The sequence below is a fragment of the Syntrophales bacterium genome, from assembly GCA_035363115.1.
Classification (GTDB): Bacteria; Desulfobacterota; Syntrophia; order Syntrophales; family PHBD01; genus PHBD01.
Map to the genome: position 1 here is coordinate 53738 of DAOSEM010000009.1, position 16934 is coordinate 70671.

At 58.7% G+C, this 16934-nt stretch carries 16 protein-coding genes; all 16 read right to left on the reverse strand.

What is annotated here, in order from left to right; genetic code table 11:
• Positions 1 to 108: 108 nt before the first annotated feature.
• The gene (locus PLO63_15030) at positions 109 to 642 is read right to left on the reverse strand and encodes a phospholipase D-like domain-containing protein (GenBank protein HOI75456.1); all 534 of its coding nucleotides are present in this window, start codon (positions 640 to 642) and stop codon (positions 109 to 111) included.
• 13 nt (positions 643 to 655) lie between these two features.
• Positions 656 to 1522, reverse strand: a complete 867-nt coding sequence (locus tag PLO63_15035) for a hypothetical protein (GenBank protein ID HOI75457.1) — start codon at positions 1520 to 1522, stop codon at positions 656 to 658.
• Positions 1519 to 2709: a GDSL-type esterase/lipase family protein gene (locus PLO63_15040; protein HOI75458.1), complete on the reverse strand. Its 1191-nt coding sequence runs from the start codon at positions 2707 to 2709 to the stop codon at positions 1519 to 1521. Before PLO63_15040 ends, PLO63_15035 begins: the two co-directional genes overlap by 4 nt.
• A 48-nt stretch (positions 2710 to 2757) precedes the next feature.
• Complete coding sequence (locus tag PLO63_15045) at positions 2758 to 3255, reverse strand: SRPBCC domain-containing protein (GenBank protein HOI75459.1); 498 nt, start codon at positions 3253 to 3255, stop codon at positions 2758 to 2760.
• 20 nt (positions 3256 to 3275) lie between these two features.
• Positions 3276 to 5399, reverse strand: a complete 2124-nt coding sequence (locus PLO63_15050) for an adenylate/guanylate cyclase domain-containing protein (protein HOI75460.1) — start codon at positions 5397 to 5399, stop codon at positions 3276 to 3278.
• Between the two features lie 84 nt (positions 5400 to 5483).
• Positions 5484 to 6080, reverse strand: a complete 597-nt coding sequence (locus tag PLO63_15055; GenBank protein HOI75461.1) for a nitroreductase family protein — start codon at positions 6078 to 6080, stop codon at positions 5484 to 5486.
• 13 nt (positions 6081 to 6093) lie between these two features.
• Positions 6094 to 6501 carry a response regulator gene (locus PLO63_15060; GenBank protein HOI75462.1) on the reverse strand — a complete coding sequence of 136 codons (408 nt, stop codon included), beginning with the start codon at positions 6499 to 6501 and terminating at the stop codon, positions 6094 to 6096.
• A complete protein-coding gene (locus PLO63_15065; GenBank protein HOI75463.1) occupies positions 6407 to 7939 on the reverse strand; it encodes a PAS domain S-box protein in 1533 nt (510 codons plus the stop codon). Before PLO63_15065 ends, PLO63_15060 begins: the two co-directional genes overlap by 95 nt.
• 244 nt (positions 7940 to 8183) lie before the next feature.
• Complete coding sequence (locus PLO63_15070) at positions 8184 to 9578, reverse strand: NAD(P)/FAD-dependent oxidoreductase (GenBank protein ID HOI75464.1); 1395 nt, start codon at positions 9576 to 9578, stop codon at positions 8184 to 8186.
• A gap of 87 nt (positions 9579 to 9665) precedes the next feature.
• The gene (locus tag PLO63_15075) at positions 9666 to 10469 is read right to left on the reverse strand and encodes an enoyl-CoA hydratase/isomerase family protein (protein HOI75465.1); all 804 of its coding nucleotides are present in this window, start codon (positions 10467 to 10469) and stop codon (positions 9666 to 9668) included.
• Between the two features lie 376 nt (positions 10470 to 10845).
• The gene (locus PLO63_15080; GenBank protein HOI75466.1) at positions 10846 to 11241 is read right to left on the reverse strand and encodes a hypothetical protein; all 396 of its coding nucleotides are present in this window, start codon (positions 11239 to 11241) and stop codon (positions 10846 to 10848) included.
• Between the two features lie 109 nt (positions 11242 to 11350).
• Complete coding sequence (locus PLO63_15085) at positions 11351 to 11782, reverse strand: hypothetical protein (GenBank protein ID HOI75467.1); 432 nt, start codon at positions 11780 to 11782, stop codon at positions 11351 to 11353.
• 106 nt (positions 11783 to 11888) lie between these two features.
• A complete protein-coding gene (locus tag PLO63_15090; protein HOI75468.1) occupies positions 11889 to 12785 on the reverse strand; it encodes an acyltransferase in 897 nt (298 codons plus the stop codon).
• A 300-nt stretch (positions 12786 to 13085) separates the two neighbouring features.
• Positions 13086 to 13934, reverse strand: a complete 849-nt coding sequence (locus tag PLO63_15095; GenBank protein ID HOI75469.1) for a Solitary outer membrane autotransporter beta-barrel domain — start codon at positions 13932 to 13934, stop codon at positions 13086 to 13088.
• Positions 13935 to 14219: 285 nt separating this feature from the next.
• Positions 14220 to 14504: a hypothetical protein gene (locus PLO63_15100; protein HOI75470.1), complete on the reverse strand. Its 285-nt coding sequence runs from the start codon at positions 14502 to 14504 to the stop codon at positions 14220 to 14222.
• Between the two features lie 46 nt (positions 14505 to 14550).
• Positions 14551 to 16845, reverse strand: coding sequence for a thaumatin family protein (locus PLO63_15105; GenBank protein HOI75471.1), 2295 nt, complete (start codon positions 16843 to 16845; stop codon positions 14551 to 14553).
• Positions 16846 to 16934 lie beyond the last annotated feature (89 nt).

Genomic DNA, 16934 nt, shown 5'->3' on the forward strand with positions numbered 1-16934 from the left:
TGGATCCGCCTCCGGTTAACGCAGCCGCAGCCGGTGAGGATTCTACCCGCAATGGCGGAAGGGGTCACCGGCCGGGCTGATACAAGAGAACATGGAGCGGAAGCTCCGTCAATGCTTGAAAATCATCGAATGCGCCATGTGCCGGTCGAAGTTGTTCAGGTAAAGCGCCGCCAGTTTCGAAGAGCGGACGACCAGCATGTTCTCGGCGTTCTTCTCCTCCGCTTCTTTCGTGAAATTGAAGGATCCGGTGATCACCGTCTCCCTGTCGATAAGCATCACGTTGTTGTTGGCCACGGTGTGATCGCTGTCGATGTAAACCCTGATGCCCGCTTTTTCCAGCACGAAGGCCGTCGTATCCTTTTCTCTCATCTGGCTCCGGTCCAGGAGCGCCGTGACCTTGACCCCCCGCTCCCGGGCATCCGCCAGGGCCTTGGCGATCTCATAGGACGGGAAGGAATGGGCGTGCAGGATGACTTCGGACCTGGCCTTGTCGATCTCCTTGATGACCGTAGCGGAGAGGCCGCCCCGGGGCGAGAAGAAAACATCGGCGGAGGAGATGGCTTTGACCGTCTCAGCCTGTGCCGCAGACGCGGCCAGCAGGAGGCAGAAGGCCACGAGTGGCATGATCCATCTTGGTTTCATCCTCGGCACCCCCTCACTTGAAGGTCACGGTGACCTCGGCGGGTCCCTTCGGGTCCAGACCGACATATCGTGCCCGGACGGTCGTTCCGGGCGCCGTCGGCGTCAGCTTCGTAATCGTGCCGAGCGACAGGAGGTCGCCCTTCTTCAGCGCGATGCCGTCTTTCTTCAGGGAATCCCGAAGCCAGAGAACCACGTTCATCGGGTGGTCCAACAGGCTGCTGCCGGGGGCCTCCACGAGCATCTTCCCGCTCTGGTCATAGATCTGGCACTTGAAGGTCTTCAGCCGCTCCATCCATTCGGGGGTCGCCTGGACGGGAATCGGCTCCCCGACGACACCGTAGCGTGCGGCAACATTGACGGCGGCGAGCAGGGTGCCGTTGATCTTGACGTCCTTCGCATAAACGAGATCGGGAAGCTCGATGAAGGGAATCGCCGCGTCGATCGCCTTCAGGGCCTCCATGGGGGTGGCCGCCGTGTTGATGAATTCGCTCCCCACGCGAAGGATCAGGTCGCCCTCGTAGAGGGGCCTCGCCCCGAAGGCGGCCTCGACGGTCACGCCCGACTTCAGGATCATTTTCTCCATCAGCGTGCCGCGCACCGGGGCAGTGACGCCGAAGACCTTCTGGACGTTCGGGTTCGTCAGCCCCGCCTTGTACCCGATCACCTTTCCGAAGGCCGGTGCGAGGGCTGCGTTGTATTCCGCCTGGATTCTCATGGCCTGTTCCAGCGTCGGGGAGGGATCGGGCGCCGGTGCGGGGATCTTCTTCAGGGAATAATCCGCAAGCTTCGCCCCCTCTCCTGCCGCAAACGCACCCTGGAAAAGGGACATGACAAGAAGCACACCGAGAAACGCAACGCATGACCGTCTGATTCTTTTCATCGCAATCCCTCCTGATTCTGATTGTTCGATGCTTCTTTTGGAATGCCCTTTCCGGACGCCCCGGCCCGTCCTCCCGGGAGCGAGGCTGCGACCGCTTCAGCGACCGCTTCCGCCACCTTCCGGTTCCCGCCGGCCGTGCAATGGCAGTGATCCCAGAAGTCTTCCGCCCTGAAAGGTCCCGTAGCGACGACCGCAATCCGCTCCTCCCCGGCAATCCGCCTCAATTCCGTCTCCAGCCGGGCGACGAGATTCTTGAAACGCGGACCGAACGTCCTGTCCTTCCCGAAATGAGCAGGGTCGGGCGATGTGGGCAGATCAACCAGGATGACGCCGATGCCTCGCCCCTTGCAGAGCAGGATCATGGACCGCATGTTCTCCCCGTACACGAAGAAACGGTCCTCATTGGCGGAAAAATCCATGTTCTGGAACTGTTCGATGGTGATGTGTCCCGAGAAATCGCGAAACGGGATGGCAACCTCCTCGCGGAAGACGACCGACCCCACCAGCTTCAGAAAATGGCTGTATCGGGCCGCGGTCCAGAACGCGGAGGGCTGCACACGATGATAGGGATTGGGAAAGACATGCGTGTAATCGTACCCCATGCCGGGAACGCTGTAGGGCAGGTAGTCGTTGTAAGCACTCTTGATGACGACGATGTCGGGGTTGTAGTGGATCAGGCGAAACGCGAGGTAGGAAAGGTTGAACGCCGAATTGTGCGAGCCGATTCCGGCGTTGATCACGTTGACGCTCCTGTACCCGGAGCCGGGATTCATCCATTTCTGAAGGATCGTCTCCAGGTAGTGCGGAAAGGTCTCGTCCGGTTTAACTCCTGTCCCTTCCACGGTGCTGTCGCCCAGGCAGACGATCCGGAGTTCGCCCTGGGGCTTGGGAAGCTGGAATTCCCCGCCCTTGGTACCCATTGAATTGACCTGTCCCGCGTATGCCGGATGGCGGGGATTGAATTCATGATGCCAGAAGGTGTTCGGAAGCATCTGGATCTGATCGGCTCCCGAACGGCAAAGGGCCTGCACGTTTGCTTTGGTCACGGGCGATATGGAGATCCGCCAGATCAGGAATCCCCCGATTTCCAATATGGCCAGCGACAGCAGGAAGGCCAGCAGGGAAGAGAGAAACCGCTTTCCTCGATGTTTTCCCGCCTCGCCGCTGCCGATTGTCGAGTTCTTCATGCGTTCACGATCACTCTCATTTGCTTACCGGAAACCGCTCCCGATATCTCAGACTTTCGGAATATGGTCAAGATGATGCGCCTCTTCGGAGACTCCGTCCGGAGCATCCGCAGCCTCGGCCCGGGCTTTCAGCGCCCGGTTCATCTCTTCGAAGCCTTTTCGTGTGTCCCGGTCAAGCCGGCTCGTGAGGAAAGGCACCAGGAGCCCGCTGAACGATTCACTCTGCCGGAAAACAACCTTCCCGTCGGCAACCGGCCGGATCTCGAAGCTGTGGGTGCCGTCGAACAGGCCGGGCAGCAGAAGCCGGCCCCGCCACCTGAGTTCCCGTCCGGGTTCCGCCACGAGCACATGGGGACGGAAGGTCATGCCCCCGGCTCCGCCGGTCTGTATGAACACCTCAAGACTCTCCCCTTTCCGCGGAACACCGCGGATGGAACGGATGAACGGATTCCACTCCGGATAGGCGGCGAAATCCATGAGGACTTCCCAGACCCGGTCCGGCGAGGTGTTGATGTTTGTTTCCGACTGCAGTTGATGGCTGAACATGAAATTTTGACAGGGTCTCCTTATGATGAACCGGGCCCTTCCGGCCCGGAGCATGAACATTCCGTGTCTTCCGCGGCGGTTGCCTCCGTCTGGAGCACGTACATCGGAAACACGCCGAAATTCTTTGCCAGTGGCATCTGTCCCACGTACTCGCAGGCACAGTCTTCCAGACGCATTGCCGTAACAAGGGCGGCGACGGCCTGGCTGACGTAGATCTTCCCCGGCGGAGTGATGGGCTCGATCCGGGCGGCACTGTTGACGTGTGTTCCGTAGCAGGTCCGGCGGCCCGTCACGGGATCCCGCCCTACATAAACCGGACCGGCGTGCAGGGCGACACGAAGATTGACGCCGGCGGGCAGGCCGAGGGCGGCCCAGTCCGTCCTTTTCACGCGATCCAGAAGAGTCCGGCTGTACCGGATTGCGTCGCCGGCGTTCCGGAAGACAATGAACAGCCCGTCTCCCCAGGTGTTTTTCGCGGCGGTCCGAATGCCGATCTCCTTTTCTATTCTCCCGACGGAATCCAGGAAATGGGCGACAAAATTGGGCATCTGCCGCTCCTCGAGCTTGCTGAAGTGAACGACGTCGGCAAACAGCATGATCATGGTCTGTGTGGTCAGCCCAGCGGGAAGCCTCGTGGAGGCTCGGGCGCGCCGCGATTCACGGCGGACCTCAATTGCGCCCCCGCGCAGTTTCCCGAGATCGATGACCTTCACCGAGTGGCCGAGCTGCTTCCACTCTTTCATCGTCCGGTCCACACTTCCCGCGGCCGAACTGGACCGGCCGTCCCAGAGCACCAGTGGCAGGAGCTCGCAGCGAAGCTGTTTCGCCCGGATCATGGCCAGGCCGAGGAGCAGGCGATTGGCATAGCGGAACACGACGCTCCCCTCGTCAAGGCGCTGGTTGCTCGTGGCGATGACGCGCCTTGCCTTCTCCAGGACGCGGTCGTACCGGTCTTTCCAGTCCATGTCGTTCCGGATCGCAACGCTGTCGGAGAAGAATTCGTCGCGGCCGTACGGCAGCACCACGTGTGTTTCGCCGCCCGCGGCCAGAACCGCCTCGTGGAACAGGATGGGCGCGCCGCAGGCGGCGGACGAAAAACCCGCCGCCACGCGCAGGCCGGAAACGCAACGCCGGATCTCCTCCTCCACGGTCTCCACGAGAGACGGCGGAAAGCGGGGTTCCTTCCGATCTGCGAAGTCGATCATGTGCCCGGCGAAGACAACGACCCTTGGCAGAGGCATGATCTGCTCCAGCGGAGCCTGGTCTTGGCAGAGCAGCGCAAGGATGCTCCCGGCGATGTGCCTCACCTCGGCCGTGTCGCCGATGCGCCCCTGTCCCAGCTCCGCCAGCTTCCCGAATGTCTCGAATCCCCTGTGGAACGCTCCCTGGAGAATCGAGGCGACGCCGTCGATCGCCCGCAGCCAGAAGGTGTCCTTCCCTTCCTGCCCCGTTTGTTTCAGGACCTCGCGTGTGTCCAACCCGATCCGCGTCGCCAACTCGATGGCCCGATCCGCCCGGCCGAGTTCCAGGGCCAGCCAGGCCGCATGAATGCCGCTCCACATGCCCCGATTGGACCGGTAGGCCTCCTCGTAGAGCTCGAAGGAGCGCTCCAGGCATTGCAGCCGGGTTTTCGTGTCCGTGGTGCGCTCTGCGAGATCGCGCAAGGCCCGGGCCATCGGCGCCAGAGTCCCCTGGTCCCGGTTTCCCTCCCGCATGAGCTGTCGCAGGATGCCCAGGGCCTCCGCGGGTCCGCCGGTTCGAATCAGGGCCAGTGCCTGGAGCTGGCGCAGGAGGACGTCGTCCGGGAAATCGGCCAGGGCGCGCCGGACGGAATCATAGGCAAGAATCGGCTCTCCCTGCTTGAGGAGCGTCTCTACCCGGTAACGCTCTTCCTGGAGGTTCGATTCCGGCGTTCGGGGGACCTCGATCCGCACCCCGGCGTTGAGAAGCTCATCCAGGTTCTCCCTTGCCGCGGAGCGAACCAGGAGCTTCTGCTCGTCGTTGAGCGATTCATAAGGCAGGTCGTCGTAGCGAACCTTCCAGAGCTCATCGGGATATTTCCGCAGCAGGTCCCTGTGGACCTGTCCCGCGAGCATCTCCAGGAGCTCCTGGTAAAGGGTGGGGTTTTCGAATTCGACAGGCATAGAGTTCATCCCTTGGGGTATCGGCCGTTTTCCTGCATGGACGCCGGGGATCATGGAAGTCCGGACTTTTGAAGCCGGACGGTGTCACCATGTTTCCCAGTGTATCTTCTCTCTCTTGAACTTGTCTTTCGCCTTCTCGCCGCCGGGGGCGGGAACGCCGATGGCGATGACGTTCAGGGGAATGACCTCCGGCGGGATGCCGAGGGTCTTTCGCACATGCCCCATCCTGTCGTCATACGGATAGGCCGCCGTCCAGACGCCTCCGAGCCCGAGCGCCTCGACGGCCAGCAGGATGTTCTCGCCGGCCAGCGATGCATCGATGATCGCAAATTCCTTCATCTTATCGTATGCTTTGGCGGTCTCCGTGCAGACAATGATGGCCGCCCCCGCCCGGGTCAGCATCTTGGCATAGGGAAGCCCCGCCGCCAGGCCGTCCAGCGTTTTTCGATCGGTCACCACCACAAACGACCACGGCTGCATGTTGACCGCCGTGGGCGCCGCCATGCCCGCCTTGAGAATCGTCTCCAGATTGCCTTTGCCCACCTCCGCTCCGGTAAACGTCCTGACGCTCTTCCTGGAATGGATGACAGAAAAGGTGTCTTTCATCTTCGCAGCCTCCCCGGCGTACGCTGAGCCCGCCACCAGCAGGCACATCACGGCGCTGATCCAGATTTTCCTCATGGTCCGTTCCCCTTTACAGATCATATTGTTCGAAGTTCCACCGTTCGAGTTTCTCGAAGGCCTCTTCCGCCGCCTTGAGGATCACCCTGAGGGAAACGGGCTTCGTGAAGAAATCGTCGAAACCGGCGGCCCGGCACTCCAGGAGGCCGAAGAAGTTGCTGTATCCCGTCAGGGCGTTGATGATCCCGATCTGGTTGTTTACGCGGATCATCTTGCAGAGCTCCAGCCCGCTCATCCCCGGCAGCTTGAGATCCAGGAACATGACCATGATGCTCTGGGTCTTGAGAATTTCCAGCGCGTCTTCCGCATCGAAGGCCATCCAGACTTCATAGCCCGCTGATTCCAGGGCCTCTTTCAAGAGATTCAGAATCTCCTCCTCGTCGTCCACGAGCAGGATCTTCTTCTTTTTCGATTCCTCCATTCGCTCTCTCCGCGTCCGTTGAAGGGTCATCGTGGGATTCGTGAATGTCGACGATCCTGGCGAATCCTGCGTAGTCCTTTGTCCTGTATTTTCGGATCGCCATCAGCCTGCCGGTGATTTTGTGCATCCTCTGGACCTGCTCGAAGATGGTCTTGAGCTTGCCGCGCTGTGGCTCGTTTTCCGGGGCGTTCATCAGGAGGAGTTCGGAAAGCCCGGAGATGACCTGCATGGGCTGGTTCATCTCGTGGCACACGGCTCCCGCCATCTCCAGGACGCCCTGTAGTTTTTCCCGGTACTGCTTTTCCTCCTCCGCCTGCCTGCGGTCCGACAGGTCGCGGCAGACAAAGGCGAGTCCAAAGGGCGCTCCGTCCCTGTCGCGCAGGACATCGCCATGCAGCTCAAAGGGAACCTTCCGTCCACCCTTCATGATCAATTGATATTCCCTGGGGCCGAGCCTTCTCTCCTGCATGAGCTTCGCGTTTTGCTTCAGCCTTTCCCGGTCTTCGGGTGTCACGAAAGCCAGCATATTCCGGCCTTCAATGTCGCCCCTGGAATAACCGCTGATCTTCAGGGTGTTGTCGTTCACAAAGAGGATGTTGCCGTCGAGGTCGGTGCGGACAATGACATCGGGGATGGAGTCGACCAGTTTCGTGTACACTTCCTGGCTTTCCCGCAGTTCCTCCTCGGCTTTCCGGCGTTCGGCGACCTCCCGCTCGAGCGTCCGGTTGACACTCTGGTACTCGATTGTCTGGCTTTCCAGTTCCTCGTTGATCCTGTTGACCTGCTCCCGCTCCCTCTCGACCTGCCGCGCCAGGAAAAAGTTCCGCCGGGCCTGGTATTCCAGGGAATAACAGGCGATCATCCCGATGATGTTGGCACTGATGAAGAAGAAATTGTTGCTGACCAGCACGACCATGGGCGTCTGGACGATCCAGACTGCGGCGATCTCGTACAGGGCCACCACCACCCAGCCGGTCAACGTTGCCATGAGAAAGGGAATGCGTACAAAGGCGTAAACCCACATGAAAAGAAGCAGGAGGCCCGCGTAATAGGAATAACCGATCGGTGGCGGGGCAATGACGATCATCCAGATGATTCCGGCACCGGCCAGGATGGCCACGGCCGTGATCATTTGATTTCCATAACGTTCGAAGGATCTTGTAAACGACAGCAGGAAGGTTGCGATAATCAGGGGATCGATGACGGCAAAGCGGATCAGCCATGTCATGCCCTTGTTTTCGGGCATGAGCAGATAATCAAGGACACCGAAAGCGGAATAAAAGAGAGCCCCCACGATCATGGCGGCCCGGTTGTGGGGGAGAGATGCCCGGAAGTGGTCAGATTGAAACGGTGTCTCGAGGGTAGACGAGTCGCCGGCATATTTCAGGGTCAGCGGATGCAGTTTCATGATGCCCTGACGGTCCGAACTTGATTTCATGACTCTCCAGCCGCACGGGAACTGCCGGCACGTCCGTCTGCCCTGTTTGATGGAAGCGGTCAGGCCGGAATCGATCCTTCCTGCCCATGGATGTCCGTTCTCCGTTTCCGGTCCATTCGGTGTTGGACGGCACCTTGCCGGCTCCAACTTCAGGCAATGTCGCACAACACGATGGAAAGGTCCAGTTGATTGACGTTTGCCGGAAGAGCCCTGGATGGACTCCGCTGCCGGACGGGGACACCCTTCACTGCAGCCGCTCGAAGAGCCTGAACGCAGCATCCATGGCCAGCTCTCCGCCGATGCCGTGCAGGCCCGTGTCGGCGCTGCAATGGTAAAGGTCCCGTACGTACGGATCGACGATCGGCGGACGGTCTTCGCCGACCTGGCCGATGATCTGGCCGATGCCGATCACGGAGCCCTCTTCGCTGCCGAAGTGGTCGATGTCCTTCGGAGTCGTCGAAGCGGTCCAGAGGATGTGCCTCCGTATATCGGGAAACACGACCTCCAGCGAGTTCATGATCGCCTGTTCCCATTGTTTCCAGACGGCAACGTCGGAGTTGTACGGCAGTTTCGCCGAGGCGCCCACGATGATCAGCTGTTTCCCCTCCGGGGCCGCCTCCGGATCCATGTTCGACACGACCGGGATCATCAGGCATGGGGCCGCGTCCGGCAGATCTCCCGTCTCTTCAACGTTCCGTTCAAACTCGCTGAGATCGCTCCGTCCGATATAAAAGATCATGGAATCGTTGGATATCTTTTCGTTCAGGGCGATCTGGAGGATGGAGGTGCTGTAGGAATACCGGTAGCCGTTCACCCTGTCCCTGAATTCCGCCGGGTACGCATCCCTTCCGACCAGTCGATTCACCGTGTCTTTCACGGTCGCGTTGCTGATCACGACGTCCGCCCTGATTTCTTCTCCGTTTTCCAGAACGACCCCCGCCGCCCTGCCGTCCTCCACGACGATCTGCCGGACGCCCGTTCCCGTCCGGACCGTGCCGCCGCGCTCCCGGATGATCCGGCAATAGGCCTCGGGAACTGCCCCGGTACCGCCGATGGGATAGCCGACCGCCTTGTTCCTCCATATTTCATTCTGGCACCTGGCATACTCTCCGATGGGCGTTTCGTCATCCCGCGTCACAAAGTATATGGACGTGAAAAAACCGATCAGCCCTCTCGCCAGGTCCGAATCCACATATCGGCTCACATAATCCGCGATGCTGACGTCGTTCAGCCTGTCGCAGTCCGCATCGGACAATTGGGAGATATCGAAGAAAAACTTCATGAACCGGTCGGACTCTTCCTTCGTGAATCCCATTTTTTCCGCATCGTAGGGGAACCGGACCCGCTGCCCCTTGAAATTGACGACTGGCGACGGCTTCACCGCGTAGCGCCACTTCACGTAATCGGAACAGCCGCAGATCTCAAGGGCCCTTCCGAAGAGTCCCCGGTCGCAGTTCGCCAGCATATGGCAGCCCACGTCCAGCTTGAATCCCTCGTTCTGATATGAGGCGAACCTGCCCCCGATCAATCTCGACTTTTCGATCAGCGTTACGTTGAATTTTCCGGTATTCGCCAGCAAGGCGCCGACGGCGCTGCCCCCTACCCCGCTTCCGACAATGATCACGTCTTTCGCCGTCACATCCCACCTCCGCAGAATTCCCGCTGTCGCCTCCATTCGGTTGGTTGATGAATTGCCGGTTTGCTTCGAGATTCCCTGAAACTGTCGTCAGTCACCCGCGCCGCCTTTGAAGAACGGCTGGATCAGCTTGAAGAACCCGCCGGAAAAGACCATGAGGGCCTGATTGCGGTTCTCCAGGTTCACCGCCGCCTCCAGCGACGGCGCGTCAATGTTCTGGTCGAGGACCCGTTTCGTCAGCTTCAGAGCCCCGCTATCCTTGGCGAGCATGGGGCGGGCATAGGAAAGGGCCGCCTCGATCAGGTTCTCCGCGGACACGACCCGATTGACCAGTCCGATCCGCTCGGCCTCGTCGGCCTTCACCTTCCGGCCGGTGAAGAGGATTTCCGACGCCCGGGCGACACCGATCAGCCGGGGCAGGAAATAGGAAGAGCCCAATTCGCCGCCGGTTAGCCCAAGGTTGGCGAAGGAGGCGATGAAGGAGGCCTCCGGTGTTGCCACCCGGACGTCGCTGGCCATGGCTATGGAAAAGCCGCCTCCCGCCGCCACACCGTTTATGGCGGCGATGACCGGCTGGGGAATGCGCCGCAGGCCCAGTGTCAAAGCGGCGAAGCGCTCCTGGACCTTCTCCAGGAACTGCGCCGGGTCGGAGAAGGTCCTGGTCTCCCCGTGGATCATCGAGTCGTCCAGGTTCGCCCCGGAGCAGAATCCCCGGCCCGCACCGGTGATGACCAGGACCCGGATAGCGTCGTCCCTCGACAGAACGGCGAACAGTTCATCGAATTCGTCCAGCATCACGCCGCTGATGGCGTTGAGATGCTTCGGCCGGTTCAGGGTGACGAGGCCCACCCGGGTCTCGATCTCTTCAAACAGGATGGTCCGGAATGCATTCATGGCTACTCCTCAGGGCATCCACTGGGGGATATCCGGCTGATCCGTTGCGAATCCTCCCGGACAGCACCGGCAAAGCGGCCCTGGCCTGGGAGCCTGCCGGGAAGTCTTGAGCCGCCCCAAGGCCTTTCGCCCCTGCCGATCGATGCGACGGGCATTCGTTTGAACAAATGCAACATCAAAAAATGAGAAACCCCACTTCCTTCAGGAAGCGGGGTTTCTCATCCATTCGCATACCGTTGACATGACGATGTTTTTCAGGTCTCGACGTTTGCATTCGAATTACTTGACCATTCCTGTACGGAAGGGGCCGGAAACCGATTCTTCACTCCATTCGGAAATGCCCCGGGAGCAAGCTGCTTCCTGCTCCCATCCCTTTTCAGGGGGTCACGGCGATGGTGCACCCGCCGCTGTCTATCCACTCCCGGGCGCTCTGGTAGGTCTTGCCCGTCTTTGCCCGGTAGCAGGCATTGCTGCACATGTCGACGACCTGCGCCAATGTCGCATCAACAAGGGCGTCCGTCGCATCGCCGGGCTTTCGCTGAAGGAGGGTTCCCCGCGTATCGGGGGATTTCAGGACACCGGCGATTTCCGTACAGCTTTTCGTCGTGGCCGTCGCAGTGGCCTGGCATTGGGCGATGATGTCATAGACTGCCAGGCAGGCCTGTGCCCTCAGGTCCTGCGGAGCGGATTCGGCGTACGCGAGCACGGGACAAAGAATCAGAAGAACAGCGATTTGTCCTGCAAAGCAGACCTTTTTCAAGATGCCCTTCATCGGTTCTCCTCCTTTTCAGGAATTGGGGGCTCCCGAGTATCCCATGTCGGGTCCCGCTCCGCCGCCGTCCTGGCGATGAGCGGTGGGAGGTGCTGCGTTCTCAAGCTCCCTATCTGCAGACCGCCCGACTCAACGAATCATACACCGTACCGGGCTCATATTCATATGCCGCCGGTTTGTCGGACGTTGCCCGCTTCAGGACGTTCCCCGATTGGTCGTATATCGCATACTGGATGATCTTATAACTTCGATTCCCGCAGTCGATTTCGTAGAGGATCACATCGCGATACATCCTGTCTTTGATCTCGGGGAAGGTTCCGCCCATGGACTCAATCGCTTCTTTTGAAAACACAAGGTTCACCCACACCCGGACCCTGCCGTTCTTCAACCGGTGGATGGAGTCCCGGGCGTAGTAATAATCGCCGCCCGCAAATTTTCCCAGGAATACGACGTCTTCCGCTCCGGCACCGCTGGGAGCGAAACTCGCCGATACAAGCGCGGCCACGATCATCCACATGAAAAGACGGATTTTGGTTTTCATTGTAGCTTTCACCTCCCGCCTCCCTTGCATCTTCCCCCGGGACGGACCCGTCCAGGCGGCAATGCTTCCGTTCGATGGATCCGGCCGGAACGGGCAATGCTCCCGGTCATGCCTTTTCCCTGAGCATCTGGATCTGCATGTCTTTATCCTTCCACAACTGCTGCACCCATTGGTGCATCACATCGCGAAAAGCCGGATCTTCCTCGTAATCACCGTGCATCAGATGTTGTGGTATTTCAATAGTTTTCATTCGCACCGTGATCCGCTTGACCTTCCCGCAGAGAAACTCCCAGAAGGTCGGAATCCCGTCCGGATAAACAATGGTGATATCCAGCAGGGAGTTGAATTTTTCGCCCAGCACGTTCATGGCAAGGGCAAGTCCTCCGGATTTGGGGCGCAGGAGAGACCGGTACTCGCTCTTCTGCCGGGCTTGCTTTTCTTTCGTGAAGCGTGTTCCTTCCAGAAAATTCATCACGCTGGTCGGAATTTCGGCAAATTTCTCACAGGCCTTGCGCGTTGCCTCAAAATCCTTTCCTTTCTGCTCGGGATGCTTTTCCAGGTATTCGGAGCTGTGTCGATAGAGGAAAGGATAATCCAGCGCCCACCAGGCAAATCCCATCAGGGGTACCCGGATCAGCTCTCTCTTGATGAAGAATTTCAGCAGGGGGATCCGGCGATTCAGCAGGTGCTGCATGACCAGGATATCGACCCAGGACTGGTGATTGCTGACAACCAGGTACCATCCGTTGTAATTCAGCCCTTCGACCCCCTGGACATCCCAGGTTGTGTTTTGCGTGAGGCGCATCCACCCGCTGTTGCCGGCTATCCAGTTCTCTCCAATCCAGTGAAGAATCCTGTTCAGCACCCGGCGCAACGACGGGATGGGCAAAAGAAATTTCGGAACGCTGAATACGAACAGAATGGATACCCACACCAGCACATTGAGGCACAGAAGAAATCCCGCGATGATTCCCAGAATGGTGGACGGCAGAAAATTCAGCATGGATAAGACCCTCTTCACAAGATATGGATTATGGGATTCGTGATTCTCCGACCTGTGGAAGCAGTCGGCAAGGACGACAAAGCTGCGACGGCCGACACAGCCATCGCAGCCTTCTTACGTGAACCTACGTGATTCGTAAAGAAGAATCCGGCGTCAACCCGAATGAGACCTTCCGGCTACGCTCTGCCGGGAAACAGGATGAATCTCCGGAGCAGGCTCCGGACGAAGCATCGCCATCTTGATCGTTCCGTACCCGATCGTCCGTTCTTCATCTACCGTTCCTTTGTGAGCACGTGATGATCATGGGGCAAAAGACATGCTTAACCCCCATGATAAGCCACTGAATGTGTTCGATTTGACGTAGGATATCCCAACCCCAATCTGGTCGAGCATCCATCGGCCTTTCAGATCGCCCGCCATGAGTCGGCTGCCCAGCGTATAGATGACATCGCTGTTCAGGCCCTCGCGAATATCCCCTCCCAGAATACCGGCAGAGGCGAAGAGTCCCGTATGCAGGGGGAAATCGAAAACCTTTAAGGGAAGCCTGACGTCCAGGTCGGCGCTGTTTTCCCAGTACGTCGAGCTTCCCGAAATCCTGATGTAATTGGACGATGTGGCCACATCCCGGGTCTTGAACCAGGTGTAGCGGGAGGTCAGGGTGAGCATCCAATGCTCCATCCATTTTTTCCTGTATTGAACATCCAGGGACGGGGCGAACGATACGGTGTCAACATACCAGTCAACCAGATGCTTCCCGTAGTTCAGCTGTAATTCGATGCCTGCCGGTGTAGCCGCATGGAACGAACTGGTTGTCTGCGAGTAGATCAGGCCGAAGGCAAGTCCGATGCTGAACGAGTCCGTCAGAAGGATTCTGGCGCCAAACTCAAATCCGGCGGCATAGGAAGTGTATTTGTCTTCATTTCCGGCCAGCAGGGGACTGTCGGTAAAGTTGTTCCTGGCGGTAGAATAGCCTATGCAGCCGCCCAGAAGCGGAACCCATTTCAGTCCGGTATCGGAGATCGGCTTCGGTTCACCTATGGTGCTCCGCCCTCCGAATTTCGTGATGCTCAAGGTCGAGTCGTTTGCGTCAAAGTTGAAGAAACCTCCCGAGATCCCGTCTTCGCCGTCCAGGATGGCAATGGTTTCCACCCTGGTGCCCACCATCCTGTTGAAATTGTCCAATTGCGCCTGGACCGCAGGATCCGCGGCATGAACCGGTGCGACAAGAAAAAAGACAGCCGCCGCAACGTGAGGGAGGATTATCAGGAGCAGCCGGGGACGCTTCATATTCTTCCAACGATTGAATGCGACGGAATAAAGATAAGGAAGAGAGGCACTCCCCGCCGTCTTATGGGTGCGGCATTTCTGTTGATGCCGGATCATTAGAGAAAAAGGCAGGACCGTCTCCGGTCCTGCCTTCCCTATGGTTTCTCTTTATTTTACCCGGAATGAGCCCGCCGGGATTTCTTCTTCCGGCGCATGGACGTAGCCCCTGATTTCCATGCATTCACGGATTCTCTGGTCAATCATGTCCGTGTTGCCGGCCTGGCCCATGTCCCTGCTGTAGGTCACGGCGGCCTCTTCGCATTCGAACTTGTCGGTTTTCGCCGAGCGCATGTCCTTCCCGGAGTTGTACCAGTACATGTTTTTCGGTGCGCAGCCGGACAGGATCAAAAGCAATAGCAACAGCAGCATCGACAGGATGGTCCATTTCTTCATATTTCAAGTACCTCCTCCATGGTTTCTTGTTTCACTGCTTCAACCCTCATTGGCAGCCATCGGCCGGGATGCCGGGATGCAGCTCGTTCTTGAATTTCCCCCATCCCATGACGGCCGCCGACGCCGCATTGGTGCACTGGTCCTGAGCGACACCGGAATCCAGGTTCAAATAGCCATTGGAATATTTCACCTGGCAGGTCATCGTCTGTGCGGCGTTGGAGCAGGTCGTGGTCATCCGGACCGCATCGCCTTCTTTCAGGAGCAGTACGATCGGGTTGGGGCCTGTGTACGTTGTCTCGGTGCCCTTGTTGATGCTGACGCGGGTCTTGAAGCCGTTTCCGGCATAAATGGTGAATTTTGACGCCCCCTCCTCCTTCGGCGTACAGGCCGACGGGTTCGGCCGTCCAAAACCGAGCTGGCGGACGTTGCCGGAGTTCCAGATAATGCTGCAATCCTTGTCCTTGCAGGCCGGAATGCTGTCGTCATCCACCTTGAGCCCGGCTGCCGGGTCGTACGTTGCCTTGCAGGAGACCTGCGTCAGGCTGTCGCACTCGTTGTTGATGGTCAGCCTGTAGCCGGCATCCAGATAGAGTTCGATCTCTTTCGTGTTCTCATCGAACGAAACGGACTTCTTGGCCGCATCCGGGGAGGTGATCGCGACCGATCCGGAGGTCTTGCTCGGCAGGAGCGTGAATTTCCGCCCCTTCTGTCCCTCCGGTTTGCATACCGACGGGTCGGGCGGGCCAAGCTGGAGGGCTCCCTTGTTGTAGACAAATCCACTCAGGGGGTCCGCACAGTCGGGGTTGTCCTTCGAGGTCGTCAGCTTTCCCGAGGCGGCGTCATAGGTGGTTTTGCAGGTAATCATCTGTTTCGGATCAGCGGGCAGAAGCGAGGTGACCGTGACCTGATCCCCGTCCTTCAGGGCCTTCAGGATGGGATGTTTTCCAAAGATGTCAACGGCCTTCCCGTCGTTCACGGTGACCTTGCCCTTCACGCTCTTGTCCGGATTGATGGAGAATGGATATGCATTCCCGTTTGTGCTCCGGGGGCGTGGTCCGATGGTGATGACGAAGGATTGACCGGCCTTGCTGGCACAGCTCGTCAGGCTGTCGTCGTCATGGTACTGCCAGGTGTAGGCCTTGGGAATGCGATCGTGGATGGCGCTTACGTATGCCTTGTACTTGTCCGGCCAGCCCTGGCATGACGGGACCGTCTTTTTGCCGAGCGGATCGCAGACGCGCTGAGCCAGGGCAAGCTGGTCATAGGATTCATTTTGGAGCTTGTATGGATTGAACGGGGAGCAGCCGCTGGAGTTGAGCGTGACCTTCGTGCCGTCCGGGCGCGTCAGGTCATAGCTGTTCTCACACTGGGGGAGCGGGATTTTGGCTTTCTGCTCGGCCGTGCACTGATTTCCACAGCCGCAGATCTTGTCGGCCGGTGATGCGCACTTTGCAGCAAGGGTGTAATAGTCCTGTTCGTAAAGATACCCCGGGTTGTCGTACCGATACTGCACATAGGGACCAAGGCAGACGCCGTCGAGGGTCGGCCAGGGGCAACCCGGCAATTGCCCGACGGAACGGATCTGGCATTTATCAGGATCTGTTGCAGGATCACAGTTCTCCTTCTTCGATCCCCCCAGAAGCCCGCAGTTCACATCGCTCGACTCGATCATGATCGGGAAATTGTAGCCGTCGACATAACTGACGTCGTACCAGGTGACACCCAGCGGAGACTTGACCGGATCGATATTGGAATCGAAATTGAACTCCGCCAGGGAAGACGGTTCGGCACCCACGGTGCACACCATCTTGTCGCATGTCTTCCCTGCTTCGCAGCAGTTCCCTTCCCTGCACTGGCCAGTCGTGGTATCGCATCCGGCACGGACGATAAAACGACCGTTGAAGTGCTTGCCCACGCACATGGTTTTTACCGCGTTGGAATTCAGTTGCCAGTTCGTCCATCCCTCTGGAGACGCCATGCCGCTCGACGCCTCTGCATCCCAGTATCCGATCCAGACGATCTCGTTACTGGTGTTCTTGAACGAAATGGAGTATTGGCCGTCTTTCGTGCAGGGGTTGTCATCTTCCTTCGCAGCGACAGGCTTCGCAGCCTTTGTTGCGGGTGCGGAGATGTCGAGACACTCCTTCAGGTGCTGTTCGTACAAGTCCCGGTTTCCGGGCTTGCCCATGTTCTTCGTGAATGCCGCCGCTTTCTGCTGGCATTCGTAAAGGATCTTTCGCGAGGCCATGCTGTCGCTTTCCGCCAATGCGGCCACCGGCAAAAGCGCCAGACAAAGCAGAATCAGCATCATCGTTGCGCCGGGGTACTTTCTGATCGGCATGTTGCTTCCTCCTTTGCTTATTCAATCAGGGTCATGTTTCATCTACGGTTGAAATCAAACAGAAATTTCGCCCGCCCGAGTATGAAAAG

Excerpts from the sequence above, each read along its gene's own strand:
- PLO63_15030 (HOI75456.1), bottom strand. The coding sequence starts at position 642 with ATGAAACCAAGATGGATCATGCCACTCGTGGCCTTCTGCCTCCTGCTG.
- PLO63_15035 (HOI75457.1), bottom strand. The coding sequence starts at position 1,522 with ATGAAAAGAATCAGACGGTCATGCGTTGCGTTTCTCGGTGTGCTTCTT.
- PLO63_15040 (HOI75458.1), bottom strand. The coding sequence starts at position 2,709 with ATGAAGAACTCGACAATCGGCAGCGGCGAGGCGGGAAAACATCGAGGA.
- PLO63_15045 (HOI75459.1), bottom strand. The coding sequence starts at position 3,255 with ATGTTCAGCCATCAACTGCAGTCGGAAACAAACATCAACACCTCGCCG.
- PLO63_15050 (HOI75460.1), bottom strand. The coding sequence starts at position 5,399 with ATGCCTGTCGAATTCGAAAACCCCACCCTTTACCAGGAGCTCCTGGAG.
- PLO63_15055 (HOI75461.1), bottom strand. The coding sequence starts at position 6,080 with ATGAGGAAAATCTGGATCAGCGCCGTGATGTGCCTGCTGGTGGCGGGC.
- PLO63_15060 (HOI75462.1), bottom strand. The coding sequence starts at position 6,501 with ATGGAGGAATCGAAAAAGAAGAAGATCCTGCTCGTGGACGACGAGGAG.
- PLO63_15065 (HOI75463.1), bottom strand. The coding sequence starts at position 7,939 with ATGAAATCAAGTTCGGACCGTCAGGGCATCATGAAACTGCATCCGCTG.
- PLO63_15075 (HOI75465.1), bottom strand. The coding sequence starts at position 10,469 with ATGAATGCATTCCGGACCATCCTGTTTGAAGAGATCGAGACCCGGGTG.
- PLO63_15080 (HOI75466.1), bottom strand. The coding sequence starts at position 11,241 with ATGAAGGGCATCTTGAAAAAGGTCTGCTTTGCAGGACAAATCGCTGTT.
- PLO63_15085 (HOI75467.1), bottom strand. The coding sequence starts at position 11,782 with ATGAAAACCAAAATCCGTCTTTTCATGTGGATGATCGTGGCCGCGCTT.
- PLO63_15090 (HOI75468.1), bottom strand. The coding sequence starts at position 12,785 with ATGCTGAATTTTCTGCCGTCCACCATTCTGGGAATCATCGCGGGATTT.
- PLO63_15100 (HOI75470.1), bottom strand. The coding sequence starts at position 14,504 with ATGAAGAAATGGACCATCCTGTCGATGCTGCTGTTGCTATTGCTTTTG.
- PLO63_15105 (HOI75471.1), bottom strand. The coding sequence starts at position 16,845 with ATGCCGATCAGAAAGTACCCCGGCGCAACGATGATGCTGATTCTGCTT.